Origin of the sequence: Thalassotalea sp. 273M-4 (genome assembly GCF_041410465.1) — a bacterium.
GTDB lineage: Bacteria > Pseudomonadota > Gammaproteobacteria > Enterobacterales > Alteromonadaceae > Thalassotalea_A > Thalassotalea_A aquiviva.
The window spans coordinates 3,026,535-3,044,573 of sequence record NZ_CP166961.1 but is presented as its reverse complement, the minus strand read 5'-3'; the positions used below and the strand labels follow the sequence as shown (position 1 = coordinate 3,044,573).

General features: G+C 42.3%; 18 protein-coding genes. 5 read left to right on the top strand and 13 right to left on the bottom strand.

What is annotated here, in order from left to right; all coding sequences use genetic code 11:
* Positions 1–68: 68 nt before the first annotated feature.
* Positions 69–647, top strand: coding sequence for a Fe-S biogenesis protein NfuA (nfuA, locus tag ACAY00_RS13605; protein ID WP_371379738.1), 579 nt, complete (start codon positions 69–71; stop codon positions 645–647).
* A 76-nt stretch (positions 648–723) separates the two neighbouring features.
* On the opposite strand, the gene ACAY00_RS13600 is transcribed toward nfuA, so the two are convergent.
* Together ACAY00_RS13600 and ACAY00_RS13595 are read right to left on the bottom strand one after the other, a co-directional pair.
* The gene (locus tag ACAY00_RS13600) at positions 724–1,971 is read right to left on the bottom strand and encodes an MFS transporter (protein ID WP_371374807.1); all 1,248 of its coding nucleotides are present in this window, start codon (positions 1,969–1,971) and stop codon (positions 724–726) included.
* Between the two features lie 10 nt (positions 1,972–1,981).
* Entirely contained in the window at positions 1,982–3,322 is a 1,341-nt protein-coding gene (locus ACAY00_RS13595) for an MATE family efflux transporter (protein WP_371374804.1), read from the bottom strand.
* Between the two features lie 74 nt (positions 3,323–3,396).
* Here ACAY00_RS13595 and ACAY00_RS13590 point away from each other — a divergent pair, with 74 nt between their 5' ends.
* Positions 3,397–4,467 carry a polysaccharide deacetylase family protein gene (locus ACAY00_RS13590; RefSeq protein ID WP_371374801.1) on the top strand — a complete coding sequence of 357 codons (1,071 nt, stop codon included), beginning with the start codon at positions 3,397–3,399 and terminating at the stop codon, positions 4,465–4,467.
* 71 nt (positions 4,468–4,538) lie between these two features.
* On the opposite strand, the gene ACAY00_RS13585 is transcribed toward ACAY00_RS13590, so the two are convergent.
* The 6 genes from ACAY00_RS13585 to ACAY00_RS13560 form a co-directional block, all read right to left on the bottom strand.
* Positions 4,539–5,261 (bottom strand): YebC/PmpR family DNA-binding transcriptional regulator, encoded by a 723-nt coding sequence (locus tag ACAY00_RS13585; RefSeq protein ID WP_371374798.1) that lies wholly within the window; start codon positions 5,259–5,261, stop codon positions 4,539–4,541.
* Between the two features lie 154 nt (positions 5,262–5,415).
* A complete protein-coding gene (locus ACAY00_RS13580) occupies positions 5,416–6,054 on the bottom strand; it encodes an SCO family protein (protein ID WP_371374796.1) in 639 nt (212 codons plus the stop codon).
* 3 nt (positions 6,055–6,057) lie between these two features.
* A complete protein-coding gene (cyoE, locus tag ACAY00_RS13575) occupies positions 6,058–6,975 on the bottom strand; it encodes a heme o synthase (protein WP_371374793.1) in 918 nt (305 codons plus the stop codon).
* An 8-nt stretch (positions 6,976–6,983) separates the two neighbouring features.
* The gene (locus ACAY00_RS13570) at positions 6,984–7,976 is read right to left on the bottom strand and encodes a heme A synthase (RefSeq protein WP_371374790.1); all 993 of its coding nucleotides are present in this window, start codon (positions 7,974–7,976) and stop codon (positions 6,984–6,986) included.
* On the bottom strand, positions 7,976–8,533 hold the full coding sequence (locus ACAY00_RS13565; protein ID WP_371374788.1) for a hypothetical protein: 558 nt from the start codon (positions 8,531–8,533) through the stop codon (positions 7,976–7,978). Before ACAY00_RS13565 ends, ACAY00_RS13570 begins: the two co-directional genes overlap by 1 nt.
* Entirely contained in the window at positions 8,526–9,305 is a 780-nt protein-coding gene (locus ACAY00_RS13560) for an SURF1 family protein (RefSeq protein WP_371374785.1), read from the bottom strand. Before ACAY00_RS13560 ends, ACAY00_RS13565 begins: the two co-directional genes overlap by 8 nt.
* A gap of 59 nt (positions 9,306–9,364) precedes the next feature.
* Between ACAY00_RS13560 and ACAY00_RS13555 the strand changes: the two genes are divergently transcribed.
* Positions 9,365–9,577, top strand: coding sequence for a DUF2909 domain-containing protein (locus ACAY00_RS13555; RefSeq protein ID WP_371374782.1), 213 nt, complete (start codon positions 9,365–9,367; stop codon positions 9,575–9,577).
* Between the two features lie 33 nt (positions 9,578–9,610).
* Here the strand turns inward: ACAY00_RS13555 and ACAY00_RS13550 are convergent, their stop codons facing one another.
* The 5 genes from ACAY00_RS13550 to lexA form a co-directional block, all read right to left on the bottom strand.
* Positions 9,611–10,489, bottom strand: coding sequence for a cytochrome c oxidase subunit 3 (locus ACAY00_RS13550; RefSeq protein ID WP_371374779.1), 879 nt, complete (start codon positions 10,487–10,489; stop codon positions 9,611–9,613).
* 29 nt (positions 10,490–10,518) lie between these two features.
* On the bottom strand, positions 10,519–11,079 hold the full coding sequence (locus ACAY00_RS13545; protein WP_371374776.1) for a cytochrome c oxidase assembly protein: 561 nt from the start codon (positions 11,077–11,079) through the stop codon (positions 10,519–10,521).
* Positions 11,080–11,087: 8 nt separating this feature from the next.
* Entirely contained in the window at positions 11,088–12,677 is a 1,590-nt protein-coding gene (gene ctaD, locus ACAY00_RS13540) for a cytochrome c oxidase subunit I (protein WP_371374774.1), read from the bottom strand.
* Between the two features lie 11 nt (positions 12,678–12,688).
* On the bottom strand, positions 12,689–14,179 hold the full coding sequence (coxB, locus tag ACAY00_RS13535; RefSeq protein WP_371379735.1) for a cytochrome c oxidase subunit II: 1,491 nt from the start codon (positions 14,177–14,179) through the stop codon (positions 12,689–12,691).
* A gap of 640 nt (positions 14,180–14,819) precedes the next feature.
* Positions 14,820–15,437, bottom strand: a complete 618-nt coding sequence (gene lexA, locus ACAY00_RS13530) for a transcriptional repressor LexA (RefSeq protein WP_371374772.1) — start codon at positions 15,435–15,437, stop codon at positions 14,820–14,822.
* Positions 15,438–15,865: 428 nt separating this feature from the next.
* On the opposite strand from lexA, the gene ACAY00_RS13525 reads away from it, so the two are divergent.
* Entirely contained in the window at positions 15,866–16,324 is a 459-nt protein-coding gene (locus ACAY00_RS13525; RefSeq protein ID WP_371374769.1) for a helix-turn-helix domain-containing protein, read from the top strand.
* A 493-nt stretch (positions 16,325–16,817) separates the two neighbouring features.
* Positions 16,818–17,798: a helix-turn-helix domain-containing protein gene (locus tag ACAY00_RS13520; RefSeq protein ID WP_371374767.1), complete on the top strand. Its 981-nt coding sequence runs from the start codon at positions 16,818–16,820 to the stop codon at positions 17,796–17,798.
* Positions 17,799–18,039: the final 241 nt, after the last annotated feature.

The following is an 18,039-nucleotide window of genomic DNA, read 5'->3' as shown; positions in this document are numbered from 1 at the left end:
TGCAAAACAGTACAATCGATTAAAACCATGGCCAAATCAATTTAGTTAACGACTTACGAGAACGAATGATGATAAATATTTCCGATACCGCCCAGGAACATTTTGTAAAATTGCTATCAAATCAAGCAGAAGGTACCTGTATCCGCGTTTTTGTGGTTAATCCTGGCACGGCTCAGGCAGAGTGTGGGGTTTCTTACTGCCCAGTTGAGGCGGTTGAACCAGATGACATTCGTTTAAACTACAATGGTTTTGATGCGGTTGTCGACAAAGACAGCGAGAACTTTTTAGTCGATGCCGAAATCGATTTTGTTACCGACCAGATGGGCTCGCAACTTACATTAAAAGCGCCGAATGCAAAATTACGCAAAGTCGCTGACGATGCGCCTTTATTTGAACGTGTAAATTACTTTATTCAAACCGAAGTAAACCCTCAACTTGCTGGCCATGGTGGTGAATGTCAACTGCTTGAAATTACCGAAGATGGTTACGCCGTATTGCAATTTGGCGGTGGCTGTAACGGTTGTAGCCAAATTGACTTAACCGTAAAAGACGGGGTTGAAAAGCAACTTATTACCTTAATGGGTGACGAAATCAAAGGGGTTAAAGATGCTACCGAACACCAACGTGGTGAACACTCATACTACTAAGTTGTGAGCAATCATTTAATCGAAAATATAAAGGGCCAATCGGCCCTTTATTGATCTCATACCCACCCATTAGGTGTTATCCAACGTGGCTTCTTTTTAGGTTTTGATAATGATAACCACTGACCAAAAACATTAAGGCCATAAACGGCATGGTGGTGTAAATTAGCACTTGCCAGCTGCTGTTAAATAAGACCCAACCCGATAACAAAGACGCCAAAGCTTGTAGGGTAAAAATACTAAAATCATTAAGCGCTTGTACTTTATAACGCTCACTTTCTTGATAGCTTCTGGGCAATAACACGGTACCCGTGGTGAAGAGAAAGTTCCAGCTGATCCCAAGCAATACTAAAGCCCACCAATAATGCATCACTTGTTGGCCATTTAGTGCCACTATGGTTACGATGAAAAACAATAAAGTTCCTAACAGCAGGACTTTGGCACTGCCGATACGCTCAATTAACCTGCCGGTAAATAAAGACGGTAAAAACATCGCAACAATATGGCATTGAATAACCCACTTGGTGTCTTCTAAGCTATGTCCGCTCATACTGTGCATGCTGAGCGGAGTAGCGGTCATTAAAAAGCTCATTAAGCCATAGCCAATCGCCGCCGATAATAATGCCACGATTAAAATAGGTTGGGTTAGTATACTCATAAGTGGTCTTGGCGTTTGCTGGCTTTGGTTTTTGTGTTCGGAAACTGGGTTTGCAAAGCCCTGAAAAATAACCATGGCTAAGACCAATAAAGCAGCCAAACCTAAAAAAGAGCCGGCAAAACCATGCTCTGATTGGAGCCAGTCTTTTCCCATCACCGCGATTTCAGGGCCAATAAACGCGGCAAAAATACCCGCCAGCATTAATACCGACAATACTCTAGGGCCTTCTGCTAAGCTGACGCTTTCTAAGGCTGCAAATCTTAGTTGCTGGGTGAAGGCTAATGAACCGCCAAGAACAAAACTGGCCAAGGTTAACAACATGAACTCGCCATATAAAGCCGAGCACATGGCCAATAAGCATCCGACAATGCCAATGATAAAACCGATATTCGTGGTTATTTTACGGCCAAAATGTTGATTTAATTTTGCCACTAAAAACGTCGTAAGCGCTAAGCCAATAATCATTAAGCTCAGAGGTAAGGTCGCATAGGCTGGATCGGGCGATAATTTTTGCGCCAAAATACCGCCAATAAAGGTTATGGTTGGTGAAATACATAGCCATAGAGGTTGGGTGGCAAATAATACCCAAACATTTTTTGGGTACTTTAAGCCGTATTTTAAGAGCAATACCACAGCACATAGGGCAACAAGTTGTAGGATTAAAGCCATAAAACGACTCCTAATTTTGGCCAATAAAGCGCTGATTGTGTTTTTTGTAATGCCACATTAGGGTGACGCCTCGGGTCGTTAAAAACAGTAATAGTGCGGCCCATAAGGCGTGATTACCATAGTCTTTGAGAATAAACCACGCGGGGAAAAAGCAGCCAAACGTTGAAATAAGCATCGAGTTTCGCATCGCTTTTGCTTGCGTTAAGCCAATGTAAATACCATCAAATAAATAGCACCAACATGCCAATATGGGCAAAGCAATAATCCATGGAAGAAATACCTGAGCGTAAGCGATTACCTGATCTATGTTCGAAAGCATTAAAATAAATTGCTCGCCAAACAGATAAAAGAACACACTGTAACAAACGGCAAAGATAAGGTTGTAGACCATTGCCGTTTTTACCGCTAATTGTAATGCGGGGTGATCATTTGCCCCCTTGGCACGACCGACACGCGCTTCTGCAGCATAGGCTATACCGTCTAGACTAAACGAAATTAATAAAATAAAGTTCATTAAAATGGCATTAGCAGCAACCACGGTATCGCCAAGGCGAGCCCCTTGCAAGGTGATAAATACAAAGCAAAGCTCAAGACATAAAGTGCGAATTAGGATGTCTCGATTAAGCTGCAAATAAGGTTTCAATTCGACCATATTCAACAGGCGTTGCTTAAGCTGGCTTACATTGTTGTGAATATTAAGCTGTTTAGGGGCCAAGGTTAACACAATAAAATAGATGCCTAAGGCCGTGCCACTGTATTCGGCGATTAGTGTTGCGAAGGCGACCCCAGCGACAGCCCATTCAAAATACAACACAAATAGTAGGTCTAACGATAGGTTAATGAGATTGGTGACTATCAATAACGACATTGCCAAGCGAGCTTTGTGCATACCTAATAACCAACCTAATATGACCAAGTTAGCCAATGCTGCTGGCATCCCCCACACCCTGATTTGACTGTACTCTCTGGCATAGTGAACAACTTGCTCACTGCCCCCAGATGCCCACAAAAAGGCTTCGATGTATGGGTATTGCAATACAATCAGACTAAAGCCTATGATTAACGCAACCATTAAACCACGAGTTAACACCATCAAACTTAGGTTGGCGTCACCCTTGCCAAATGCTTGTGCAGAAAGGCCCGAGGTAGACATGCGTAAAAAGCCACAAAACCAAGTGATAAAGGTAATAACCATGGAGCCAACAGCCGTTGCACCTAAGTAATACGGTTCAGGCAGATGGCCAATCACCCCGGTATCGACTAAGCCTAAAATCGGCACCGTTATGTTTGATAAAATCATCGGGATGGCTAATGCAAACAAAGCATTGCGCTCAGACTTATGTGGGCTCAAGGTGATCCTTTAAATGAAGCTTTGGCGTTAAAAGTGTTATCATACCACGCGAATAATTTAGATGGTGGCCTCAAATGAAAAATATAATAACCAGACTTAAAACCTCTTTAATGTGGTTATTGCTTTGTTTTAGTTGGTGTTTACCGACCCAAGCGGCGGTAATTTTAGCGTATCATCACGTTGCAACAGACACCCCAAAAAGCACCACCATTTCGCCCAGTCAATTTAAAGCTCACTTACAATATTTAAAGGAAAACCAATTTCAGGTGGTGCCGTTATCGCAATTGGTAGAGCGCTTGCGCTTAGGTCAACTTTTTAAAGATAAAACCGTCGCCATCACCTTTGATGATGGCTTTAAAGATATTTACCTTAATGCCCACCCAATGCTGCAACAATATAAATTTCCATATACGGTATTTATTAATCCAAAGGTGGTGCCTAAAGCGTCAACCAAATACCTTACTTGGGCGGAGCTAAGAGCAATGCAAGACGATGGGGTGATCATCGCCAATCATGGCTTAACTCATGACTCTTTAATTAAAGCTCCCGTAGGTATTGACCCTAAAGCCTGGGCCGACCAAAAGATTGAACAGGTTGAGCAGGCGGAACAAATATTAAAACAAAAATTGGGCACCAGCTGGCGCTACTTTGCACTACCGTATGGTGAATACACCCCGTATGCTATTGCTCAGCTTGCACAAAAACAGTTTACCGTATTTACCCAGCAATCGGGAGCGATAGGCCCCAATACAGAAGCCAGTTTAATTCCGAGATTCCCAGCTTCAGAGCCATTTGACCGATTAACCACCTTAAAAACCAAACTGCATTCACTGCCCTTTAAAGTCAGTAAAACAAGCCAATGGCATGATCCGATCACCACTAACGGCGCTATTGTAAAAGCCAAAGTCGAGCTTAAGGTCGACGATTTCTTAACCCAACAAGTGCAATGTTTTGCGTCCAATGGTGAAAGTGAAGTGCGATGGCAAGGGCAACAGTATTTTGAGCTGCATTTAAAATCGCCCCTTAAAACGGGACGAACGAAAGCCAATTGTACAGCGCCAAGTGTGAGCAAGCCGGGACGATTTTACTGGTTTTCACTGCCTTGGTTTGTGCCTAAAGCCAATGGCCAGTGGTATGGTTGGTAGTGGTGTTGCTATCAAACAACAGGCGTAAAAAAACCAGCAATGCGCTGGTTTTTTATTACCTAAAGCAAAAATTAATCAATTTCTGCGTTGTGGTAGATGTTTTGAACATCGTCACTGTCATTCAACATATTCATAAACTTCTCAAAGTTTGCTTTGTCGTCTTCGTCAGTGATTTTCTTGTAGTCTTGCGGTACCCAAGTGATCTCTTCCATTTCAAATTCAATGCCAGGGATCTCATCGGTTAACGTGGTTTTGACTTTGTAAAACTCAGTGTGAGGGGCAAATACGGTAATGATACCGTCTTCTAATTCCACATCAGTCACGTCTACGTCGTTCATCATTAGCATTTCAAGAATGGCTTCTTCGTCATCACCTTTGAAGCAAAATACCGCTTGATGATCAAACATAAACGAGGCAGAGCCTTGAGAACCAATTTTTGAATTGGTTTTGGTGAATGCTTGACGTACGTCTTTAATGGTACGGTTGCTGTTATCGGTTAGACAGTCAACAATTACCATACAGCCACCTGGGCCAAAGCCTTCGTAACGTGCTGGTTCGTAGTTTTCACCACCGGCACCACTTGCTTTGTCGATCGCGTTTTTGATTACATGCGCAGGAACCTGATCTTTTTTCGCTTTGTCGATTAATCGACGTAACGCTAGGTTACCATCAGGATCAAGACCGCCGTTTTTCGCAACAACGTAAATTTCTTTACCGTATTTAGAATAAATCTTGGTTTTCATGCCCGCCGTTTTGGCCATGTCGGCCTTGCGGTTTTGGTATGCTCTACCCATTTGAATCTGCTCTTCTTACTAAATTTCGCTCAATTTTATCAATAATGAGGACCTTATTACCAGTCACTTTTATCGTGCTTTTGTGTTAGCGCAATAATTAGCAACGATAAGGCGCTGTTGATTAAATTTCAACCCTTGTTTTTGTTAAGGCAAATCATTCCTTAAGTTTGTGGTAAATTTTCTCAAAATCAGTGACTAAGGCTTCTTGGTCAATGCTTGGAATACTGCCTGGCTCGGTCGCCGGCAAGGGTTTAAATATGGCTTGAATGTTTCCTTGCGGGTTGGTCATCACAATTGAGGCGCTGTGATTCACCAAATAGTATTCTTCGTTGGTATCGGCAATCGCATACATTAAGCCAAGGTTACGGGTAAAGGGGTAAAGCACATCATGCTCAGCCCGAACCGCAACAAAGTCTGGGTTAAAGTAGCGAATATAGCTGTTAAGTTTGCTCACAGTATCACGTTTGGGATCGGCACTAACCAATACCACTTGCACTTTATTGTTGGTGAGCGCCTGCAATTTAGGATAAATGTAGGTGAGCTCTTGTAAGGTCATTGGACAAACATCTGGGCAAGAGGTGTAACCAATAAAAAATAAACTCCATTTGTCTTGCAGTTGGGCTTTACTAAACGACTGGCCATTATGATCGGTGAGCTCAAAGTCACTTAACAACCGTGGCTGCGGGTAAAGCAAAGCATGCTCGGGTTCACTTTGCTGTTGTTGATATTGATAAAAGAAAACCCCGAGGGCGGCAGCTGCCACCGCCAAGATAAATACTAGCGTTTTGTTCATACGTTACAGGCTACCTGGAATTAAATAGTGATCGAGCAATAAGATAATGAACAATAACATTAAATGCACAATAGAAAAACGGAAGGTTTTCATCGCGGTACTTTGCTCTGGGTTAAATTTTAGTTTCCATGCATAAGCGCAAAAGATTAAATTTAATGCACAGGCACCCACTAAGTACAACCAACCACTCATGCCAACCAAGTAGGGCAATAAGCCAACGATAAACAGTAAAATGGTATAAAGCAAAATTTGAGTTTTAGTAAAACTAACGCCATGGGTTACCGGCAACATCGGGATATTGACCTTAGCGTATTCATCTTTACGGTGAATCGCCAATGCCCAAAAATGTGGGGGAGTCCAGGTAAATACCAGTAAAACCAATAACAGGGCATGAGGATGAATTTCATTGGTCATTGCGGTCCATCCCAGCAAGGGCGGAATGGCACCAGAAAGGCCGCCAATAGTAATGTTTTGTGGTGTTGCTCGCTTTAAATACAGGGTGTAAATAACCGAGTAACCCACCAAGCCCGATAAGGTTAACCACGCGGTTAACGCATTGACTAAGCCGTATAACACTACAAAACCAAAAAACGACAAAGCGGTCGCGAAGATAATCGCATTCACATTACTCAAACGTCCATCGGGTAAAGGACGGTTGTGGGTTCGGGCCATTATGGCATCGACTTTTTGATCGACAATGTGATTAAAAGCTGCTGCCCCGCTCGAAAGCATACCGATGCCTAACATGGCGGGCAATAAAATTTGCCATGGAATCGCCCCAGGAACCGACAAGCTCATGCCAACCAAAGCGGTAAGTACCAAAAGCGCCACCACTCTGGGTTTGGTTATTTCATAGTAATCACGCCATGATACGGCGTTCGCAGTGATGCTTGATGACATATTTTCGATAACTTTACTCATACGGGCTCCTAAGTCTTGCGTTTAAGGCTATAAGCCAAAGTAATTAGGCTTAGCATCAACAACACCGCAACCACATTGTGAGAAACGGCAACGGCAAGAGGTAATTGAAAAACAATATTGCTAACCCCAAGTGCCACTTGGCAGCCAAGAATAAAAGCAATAACGATAGCGTTTTTGCGGAAAAATTGAGATTGAGCTTGGCGATATATATTAAACACTAACCAGCCTATAAATAGGGTGGTAATAATCGCGCCAATGCGATGCATCACATGTATGGTGACTCGCTCCTCATGATTTAGAAATCCAAACTCGTAAGTCTCGCGGGCTGGTGGAATTAAATCAAAGGAATTACTAAAGGTCAGTTGCGACAACCACCCATCTTGGCAAATGGGTAATTGGGTACAAACCAAGGCAGCGTAGTTCGATGAGGTCCAGCCCCCAAGGGATATTTGTAGGGTTAATATGGCGATCGCAACTAAGGCAAAACGGTGGTATTTTTGCAATGAAAAATCACCGCCAACAACCCGATAAGGGGTCAACCTTAAAAACAGCAGATACAACAAACATAAGGTTATAAAGCCGCCAAGAAGGTGTCCCATCACCACCACGGGCATCAGTTTAAGGGTTACCGTCCACATCCCAAGCGCCGCTTGAAATATCACCGTGGCCAATAACAACGTGGGTAATAAAATTGGCGTGCCTTGCCTTCGATTCTTTAATGCCAACACAAAGATTGCGCCAATAAGCAGACCCAAAGTACCGGCAAAATAGCGATGGATCATTTCGTTCCATGCTTTTTGTGGTTCAACGGGGCGCTCTGGAAAGGCTTGTTCGGCTTTGGCAATTTCTTCAGCCCCTTTTGGGACATCTAAAAAGCCATAACAACCCGGCCAGTCAGGGCAGCCTAAACCCGCATGGGTGAGGCGGGTATAAGCCCCTAAAGTAATCACTATAATTGCCAATACAATGGCGGCTACAACAATGGTTCGCGTGCTTTTCATTAGCCAATCCTTGAATATTTTAATAGTTTTTTAAGATCGCTCAGCATGGCTTTGCCAAAGCTTGGGACCTCGTTTTCAGAGATAGGTTGTTGATAACTGATGATGATATTGCCAAGGGGATCGGCAATATAGACTTTCGAACTTGAAAGCTCAGTGGCAACATGAGCTGGTGCGCTTATCACCTGCCAATGGCGTGCATCTAATTGCTTTATTTGCTCTAAATTTACCGAAGAATGGGTTAAGGCTATTGGGGTCACTCTCGGGGTTTCTCGGCCCAAAGCAAAGTACGAGTTTTGGACTCCCAGTAACGTATGCTGACAGCGCTTATTACACTCTTGTGGCAGCGAATATATCACTAACCATTGTTTGGTTTTGGGGGCTTCGATGCCAACGTCAGCAAGGGTTAATGGGGTTTCAATTAATTCGCCTAGGTTGGTTACCCCGTAATTAAACCATTGTTGGGTCAGCGCAAATTTGGCCAATACCACAGGAATAATAAATGCCGCTAACAGTAAAATAAAACTGCGGCGAGAATTGCTATGCTCGGATTTACTCATTAGCGTCACCTTTATTTTTGTTATTTTGTCGATTATGTAGATTGTTATAACTGGCCCAAATCATTAACACCAACCAGGCCGTTGCAAGACTAAACCACTGTAGAGCATACCCTCGATGTTTCTCAGGGGGCATAACCACAGGTTGCCAATTTTTTTGATAACCAATGCGCTCTTGTTTGTCGAGCAAGACAACAAAGGGCAATAAGTCTTTATTAATAAGCTGGGCGATTTTTTCAGGTTCAATTTGTTGTATGCGCATAGGCCAACGGGTAGCATCTAGCGGCGTTTCTTGGATAAAACGGTTGTCTTCTAACAAGCGCACATGAGCGACTAGTGAAACGGTGCCTGTTATCGGAGACAGTGATGGCAGTATGGTTCGATCAAGAGAACCTTGCACCCAACCTAAATTGACCAGTACCTGGTGTCCGCTTAAATTGTCGATAAAGCGTTGAATAACGTGGTAGCCTAATTTGCCTTGATGGGTTTGATTGTCTAGTAATATGGGCTGTTGATTATCGAAACGGCCCTCTAAGCGCACGGGCAAATCGTTGATGTTATCGCCAATGGAGACAATTTGACTCAAGCTAAGGGGCTGTGTTGTCGTGAGTTCTGAAATTTTTTGCAGACGCTGTTGTTTATCATCTGAACGCGATAACTGCCAAAATCCAAGCTTGATTAATCCTAAAAAAATAAGCATGGTAAATAGTATCCATGGCCATCGCCAACTTCGAACCAGATGCATTAATGTGAACTTGGTGTTTAAATCATTCATAAAATCATCTTTAAGATGTACAGCTTTAGCCTTTGCAACATTTACTAACGGAGACTTCGGTGGAAATCTATAAAATTGTCATTTTAGTGGCACTGGCATTCATGATTTACAACTTATTCAGAGCGTTATTTATTATGAATAAAAACGATCCGAATAACCCGCCGATGTCTAAATTTATTGGCCGACGGGTCTTGATGTCGGCCATCATCGTATTAATTATATTGCTGGGTATCGTTTTTGGTTTTATTCAACCTAACCCGAGACCCTATTAACCTAGGGTTTTGCTAAAAACCAAAACCCTTTTTTTACAATACGTAAACAAAGAAAAACAGTAAGACCCAGACCACATCAACAAAATGCCAATACCAACTGGCCGCTTGAAATGCAAAGTGATTATCTGGGGTAAAGTGACCCTTAAATACCCGTATAAACATCACAATAAGCATGATAGTTCCTAAGGTAACGTGCAAGCCATGAAAACCGGTTAACATATAAAACGTATTGCCATAAATACCACTGGCCAGTGTTAAACCCATCACGGAATAAGCGTGAATATACTCTTCCACTTGTAACACTAAAAACGCCACACCCAGTAAAATGGTTAAGCCTAACCACGCTTTTAATGCTGCGCGTTTATTTTGCTCCAATGCGACATGAGCAAAATGCGCAGTAACCGACGAACTAAGCAGCAAAATGGTGTTATACAAAGGTAAACCACCCCATCCCATCGCTTCTGTTGTGGTGCCGTCTGGGGTTTTGGTTAAGGGCCAAGCGGCCTGAAATTCTGGCCATAACACTTGAAAGGTTTCTAAGTTATTACCAGCACCGCCTAACCAAGGCACGGCGATCACTCGGGCGTAAAATAATGCGCCAAAGAAGGCGGCAAAAAACATCACCTCAGAAAAGATAAACCAGCTCATCCCTTGACGAAATGAATTGTCCATTTGAGCGCTGTATTTACCTGCCATAGACTCGTCAATTACATTGCCAAACCAGCCAACAACCATATAAATGACTAAGATAATACCGGCTAATAATACCCAGCCACCAAAGCCACCTTGTTGATTTAAATTGGCGACATAATCTCCAGCGCCAACCGCGATTAGAAACAGGGCAATGGCACCAATAATCGGCCAACGACTTTGCGCGGGTACGTAATAATTTTCATGTTGTTTTGTCGTCATCGCTTTCTCCTAAGCAATACCTGTAGCCATTATGAATCTTTGTCTTTGGTTACGTCATAAAGGGTGTAAGACAAAGTTAACTCAGTGATATCTTCGGGCAATTCGGGATCCACATAAAACTGCAAAGGCATCCACACATCTTCATTTATTTTGAGCGGTTGCTGGTTAAAGCAAAAACATTCAATTTTTTGAAAATAATTGGCCGCGATCCCTGGTGATACCGAGGGAATAGCTTGTCCGATGGCATCTCTTTTAGATTCATTTTTGGCGTAAAATTTTATAAATTTCATTTCACCTGGGTGCACTTTTATGCTGTTCATTTCAGGCTTAAAAGCCCATGCCGCACCTTGTGCCGTGCGGCTAATAAATTGGACAGTAACCAGACGCGAGGTATCAACACCGTCGGCCGTATAGGTTGTTGCCGTGCTGGCGGTTTTGCCATTTAACCCGGTGATTTCACAGAACACATCGTATAAAGGAACCAAGGCAAAACCGAAGCCAAACATCGCCACAACGGTAACCACCAATTTGGTGACCGTTTTTTTGATTTGCTGATCTTGGTTTTGTTGCCGAGGTTCTTTTGTGCTCATAACCCTTCCTACTTAACCACTGGTGGGGTGCTAAAGGTGTGGTATGGTGCTGGCGAGGCGACCGTCCACTCTAAGCCTTCAGCGCCTTCCCAAGATTTCGCTTCAGCTTTCTTACCGCCTTTGATGCACTTAATTACCAACGCTAGGAAGATAAGTTGTGACAAACCAAATAAGAAGCCACCAATACTGACCCACTTGTTAAAATCGGCAAATTGTAAGGCGTAATCTGGGATCCGACGTGGCATACCGGCTAAGCCTAAGAAATGCATCGGGAAAAACAGAATGTTAACGGAGATCAAAGAACACCAAAAATGCCAACGGCCCAAGGTTTCGCTGTACATATGACCGGTCCATTTCGGTAGCCAGAAATAACAGGCCGCATAAATTGAAAATAAAGAGCCAGTCACCAGTACATAATGAAAATGGGCAACGACAAAATAGGTATCATGGTATTGGAAATCGACTGGGGTCATGGCCAGCATTAAGCCAGAGAAACCGCCAATGGTGAATAGAATCACAAATGCGATAGAAAACAGCATCGGAGTTTCAAAGCTAATCGCACCCCGCCACATGGTGGCCACCCAGTTAAAAACTTTAACCCCAGTGGGCACCGCAATGAGCATGGTGCAGTACATGAAGAATAACTCACCGGCCAATGGCATACCGGTGGTAAACATATGGTGCGCCCAAACAATAAACGATAAGAATGCTATCGAAGACGTGGCGTACACCATAGAGCTGTAACCAAACAGTTTTTTGCGTGAAAACGCTGGAATGGTTGTGGAAACAATACCAAAAGCAGGCAAAATCATGATGTACACTTCAGGGTGACCAAAGAACCAGAAGATATGTTGGAACAATACCGGATCGCCACCACCTGCAGCATCAAAGAATGAGGTGCCAAAGTAAGTGTCGGTTAAGACCATGGTGACCGTACCGGCTAATACCGGCATTACCGCAATCAATAAGTAAGCGGTAATAAAAAACGTCCAAACAAACAATGGCATTTTCATGTAAGTCATGCCAGGGGCACGCATATTCATAATGGTTACAACAATGTTTATTGCCCCCATAATGGATGAAATCCCCATAATATGAACGGCAAAAACGAAAAATGCGGTCGAACCGTTTGAATAGGTTGTTGATAGTGGTGCGTAAAAGGTCCAGCCAAAGTTAGGACCACCGCCTTCTAAAAACAAAGACGCCAATAAAATACTAAAGGCAAATGGTAAAATCCAAAACGACCAGTTGTTTAAGCGAGGCAGAGCCATATCTGGAGCTCCGATCATCATCGGTAACATCCAGTTAGCTAGACCGGTAAAGGCCGGCATAATGGCACCAAAAACCATGATTAAGCCATGCACTGTGGTCATTTGGTTAAAAAAATCTGGTTCTACAATTTGCAATCCAGGCTGAAAAAGTTCCGCTCGAATGACCATTGCCATGGCACCGCCCGTAAGCAGCATAATAAAAGAGAACCATAAATATAAAGTACCAATGTCTTTGTGATTGGTGGTATATAACCAGCGCTTGATGCCGGTCATTTTATGATCATGATGTTCGTCATGATGTTCTAATGAATCAGTAGCCGTTGTCATTATCATTCCCCTTACTTATTAACTACCGCGCTGGCTTGAACCACATCACCGGTGTTATTACCCCAAGCGTTACGCTCGTAGGTGATAACCGCAGCCAATTCTTGTGGCGTGAGTTGGGCTGCAAACCCTAGCATCGAGGTGCCGGCTTTACCGTTGGCAACAACACTGATGTGTTCTGAAACTTTGTCAGGATCAATGGCGATGGCACTGCCTTTTAGGGCAGGGAATGCTGGTGGCATACCAAGTCCAGTGGCTTGATGACACATAGCACACTTCGCCATGTACACTTGCTCACCTTTGCTCATTAGCTCGTCCATTGGCAAATCAGCAAGTGACGCTTGCTCACTTGCTGGTGGCTCTGGTGTTACTGTGGACTGGGAAGTTGAGGTCGCTGGGACCACGGTTTCTGCAGAAGCTGGAGTTGCACTACCGACTAGGGCATTAACGTCACTGGCTTGTACCATATCACCGGTGTTATTCCCCCAAGCGTTACGCTCGTAAGTCACTACAGCGGCAATTTCTTTTAAGGTTAATTGCTTGCCGTATGCTTGCATCCCCGTGCCCGCGCGCCCATTAACAATAACGTCAATGTGTTCAGACAACTTGTCAGCATCAATTGTGACCGGACTGTCTTTTAAGGCAGGGAAGGCGGGTGGTAAGCCTAAACCGTTCATTTGGTGACACGCGGCACAATGGGCGGTGTAGGTTTGTTCACCAAGTTGCATTAACTCGTCCATCGAAAGCGACGCATTTAAAGACTTCGCTTCTTCGGCTGCGGCTTGTGCCTTGGCAATTTTTTGTGCATTAACCCAAAGCTCATAATCTTGTTCTGAGCGTACATCAACCACAATGGGCATATAACCATGGTCTTTACCACAAAGCTCGGCACACTGGCCGCGATAAATACCAGGCTCGTTAACCTTGGTCCATGCTTCATTAATAAATCCTGGGTTTGCATCTTGTTTAACTGCAAAAGCGGGCACCCACCAAGAATGGATAACATCGTCAGAGGTGATCAAAAAACGTACTTTGCGGTTGGTCGGGATAACTAAAGGCTTGTCGACTTCCAATAAATAGTGCTGGCCTTTATCTGCAAGCACACCTTCACGGTTATCAAATTGCTCTTTGGGTGTTGATAAGACTGAATAAAATTCAATGTCTTGGTCAAAGTATTTGTAATGCCACTTCCATTGCGAGCCAGTCACTTGAATGGTTAACTCAGATTCACTGTTGTCTTCCATTTTTATTAAGGTGTTCGTGGCCGGCCAAGCCATGGCGATTAATATAATGATTGGGATAGCGGTCCAAAGAATTTCGACTTTGGTGCTTTCATGGAAAGAGGCGGGTTTAACACCTTTGGACTTGCGATGAAAAATCATTGACCAAAACATGGCCCCAAAAACGAGGATACCAATGGCAGTACAAATCCACATGACCATCATATGCAATGAATAGACTTCTTGGCTAACGTCTGTTACCCCTTGGGTTAAATTCAATTGCATGTCGGCCCAAGCTGAGCTGGAAAACAAAGTTCCCAAAAACAGCCAACCTAGGTTACGTCTTTTCACTCGACATCTCCTTTGCTTATTAGCACAGAAAATACAGAAAAAATAACCGATACCTCGATAGCTTTACGCTACATTCGATGCTTCATTTCCGTAACTTATTATTATATTTATGTCTACTTCAACTCTGCTTAAGGCAGTGGCTGAACCTAGTTTTTTATCAACAATTGCTGATATGTCTTCACCCCCAACCGTAATCAAAGCGACCCGTACCAAATTTGGTCGAGCAGCATAAAATGTCCAGTTGTTTTGGCCTTGCTGTTGTTAAACCACCTCAATCGAAAACAAAACTTGGGCAGTTTTGCTGACAAATTTGGTTTAGACAAAAACAAAACGTCAGAGAATGAATCCTTTTTTATGGCATCTAGGGAAAGCCCAAGATAACTTTTGTTTACTTTCCACTCTAGAATTACTTAAATTTTGATCAAGATCTAGTGTTTTGTAATAAAAAGGTTAAATAATTATGGGTTTATTAAATGCGGAAGAAAGAGAGTAAAAACAATAATTAGCAGAGAAAGTAGGAAACATGGTGGGTATAGAGACGGTCCCACCATGATATTAAACAAGCTTAGGCTGGTTACATCCAGTCGGCGTTTCGAATGACGCCAACGGCGATGCCTTCAATATGAAATGCTTGAGTGGTTAAATCGACAACAATCGGTGAAAAATCTTCGTTTTCGGCGTGTAAGTAAACTACGTTACCTTCACGCTTATAACGCTTAACGGTGACATCGTCTTCCACTCGAGCAACCACAACCTGACCATTATGAATGTTGGTGGTTTGATGCACGGCCAGTAAGTCGCCATCTAAGATGCCAATATCTTTCATACTCTCGCCGTTAACTCTTAATAGGTAGTCAGCACTGGGGCGAAATAAATTACCATCAATTTGGTAATGTTGCTCGACATGCTCTTGCGCTAAAATTGGTTCACCGGCAGCCACCCGACCAATTAACGGTAAACCTTCATCTTCTTGCATATGTTCTTCGGCCAGACGAATGCCGCGACTGGTTCCCGGAATAATTTCAATAAAACCTTTTTTGGCTAATGCTTTTAAGTGCTCTTCAGCAGCATTGGCAGATTTAAAACCAAAGTATTCGGCAATTTCAGCGCGTGTTGGTGGCATACCTGTATCAGCGATTTTTTCTTTAATTAAATCGAATATTTGTTGTTGTCGTTTGGTAAGAGGGCGCATAGTTGACCTGTTTATCTGTACAGTGCTAGATACTGTCAGTATATACAGCTAAATAATTATCGCAACAGGTAATTTATGTTTAAATTGGAATTTTGTGTAATCCAGTTTATTTCTAAAATAATCCAAGCAAAATAAACTGAGCCCTATGCTGTCTTAATTTACTGATTGTCTGTTTTGGCTAGCATAGGCAGTTCACTACCAGTGATTAAATTGTTATGTTATACCGGATTAGGCAAATTAACAGGGCATTTTTTTAGCTTAGATTTGACTGATACGTCAAAATTATTTTGTTTTAAATTGCTGATTTTAAAGGGATGTCGCTTTAGTGTCTGGTCTTTGTCATGGCCATGTCGTTTGCTTTAAAACGTTTTTTGTTAAGAATGGAATTCCTCAAAAATAAATTTCAATGCATATAAAAAAGGGTAAGCATGATTATTAGAAAACTTCGGTTACAGAGAGGCTGGACGCAAAGCCAATTAGCTGAAATGGCAGGAGTCACGCCTCGAACTATTCAGAGAATCGAGCAAGGACAAAACCCAAGTATAGAAACATGTAAAGCCCTAGCATCTGTTTTTGAGGTAGATCTTTCAATGATACAACCCAAGGAGACAATGATGAATCACGACGTTAATGTAAAGTCAGATGAACAAAAAGCTATGCTGTATGTGAAACGTGTTAAGGAATTCTATGAATTTGCACTGGTGTATATAGTGTTAGCGCTCGTTTTTTCTATTAAGTTTTATGATGAGCCGAAATTTTATATCCTTTTTGGCGGCCTCGGTGTTGCTTTAATTGTCCAAGGCCTTATAGCCTTTGAAAAAGTGCGTTTTTTTTCCCCCGATTGGGAAAAAAAACTGATTGAAAAAAAGTTAGGGCGTAAATTATAAGAAACCTTTCGTTCCGTTTTTAAGTCGAAGCGAGAACTGTTGACTGGTAACGGTTACCGTTAACTTTTTCTTGTCGCATTTAACGATTTTAAGCGCCTTGCCTGCTTGGTAATAGTGAAATTTGATTGCCCCTTAGAGGGCTTTTTCGTTTTATTAAGGCAAGACAAATTAGCTGCATTTGGTCGCACTGCCAACATGCATATTTGATTTTCAACGTCGCAGGAAGGCGCTTTAAGCGTAAAATATAAGGAAAGTCATTGTAGAAATGTTTGTAAACGCTTTCACATTTCAGCAATACATGTGCATTTGCACACCGCCAGTATTGCTCATATGATGGTAAAAATTTGCTCAATGAATGACTTGGGTAATGTTCGTTTCAACCATTTAGGGATTATGCAACTGCTCGTTGACAAAATACCAACTCGAGTTGCTGGTTTGCAACCGAGTTATTTTTTATGCTCAAAGCTCAATCAGTGACAAAGGAATATAAGCTATGATATTGGCTGAAAAAATTATCAGATTAAGGAAGCAGTCGGGCTGGTCACAAGAAGAGCTTGCAGAAAAAATGCAGGTGTCTCGACAATCAATCTCAAAATGGGAAAGTGCAAACAGTATCCCAGAATTAAATAAAATTATTGCTTTGGCGAAAATTTTTGACGTATCAACAGACTTCTTACTACTCGATGCAAACGAAGTTTTTAGCCCAAATAATGGTGAAAAACCAGCGGATAGGACGCTGGTAACCTTAGAGCAGGCAACAACATATGTTGAGGGTAAATTGGCAGTATCTGCTTTAGTCACCAAGGGCGCGATTTTATGTTTATGCAGTGTGATCCCATTATTTTTCTTCTTAGCTATGGCGCAACATCAACGATTAAACATCACCACAACTATTGCGGCAGCCTTGGGCGTTTTTGGTCTTTTATTGATGGTCGCGTTAGCGATTAGCTACTTTGTTCGAACCAATGAGTACGAGCAAGATTTAGATATTATCGATAATGAACGATTTGAATTGGCTTATGGCGTACACAGCGTTTTTAGTGAAAAACTGCAATCATTTAAACCCAAGTATAATCTTAGGTTATCCATTGCTGTCGGCTTATTTTTGATCAGCCCGGTGGCTCTAATGTGTGCAAGCATTTTTAATCAAAACACAGAAATTATTTTATTAATGTTAATTGTATTAAAGCTGTTTATCGCTGCGGGTATTGCAGTTTTGTTACCCGTAACGACTCGATTAAGTGCGTATCACAATATTTTGATGGACCTAACATTAAAAAATGAAAAGTTTGAGCGTAATAAGAGAATAGAAAGTTTTGCGCTATTTTATTGGCCACTGTTAACGGCAATTTTTCTTGGTTGGAGTTTATGGACAATGGATTGGGGGATCACTTGGGTTATTTGGCCGGTCGGGTCGGTGCTTTATGTCGCGCTTGTTGGTTTAATGGATTTACTCATAAAAGACTCGGTTTAGTTTTAATTATACAAAAAACTTAGATCTTGATTTTAGTTCGATCGGTTAAACTGGGTTAATTGCTATTTATTTTAGCGCCCTCTTTTATTCAAGCTTTACAACTTTAAACAGCCCTTTCAAGCGTTTATGCTTAGCATTGCAAAAATTTTAAGTCGAAATTGCACTTCAGATGTGTGCAACCAAGTCTTGATTAAATACATATTTTATCGGCCCGAAAGTTCCTCCAACTCAAAGCTTTATA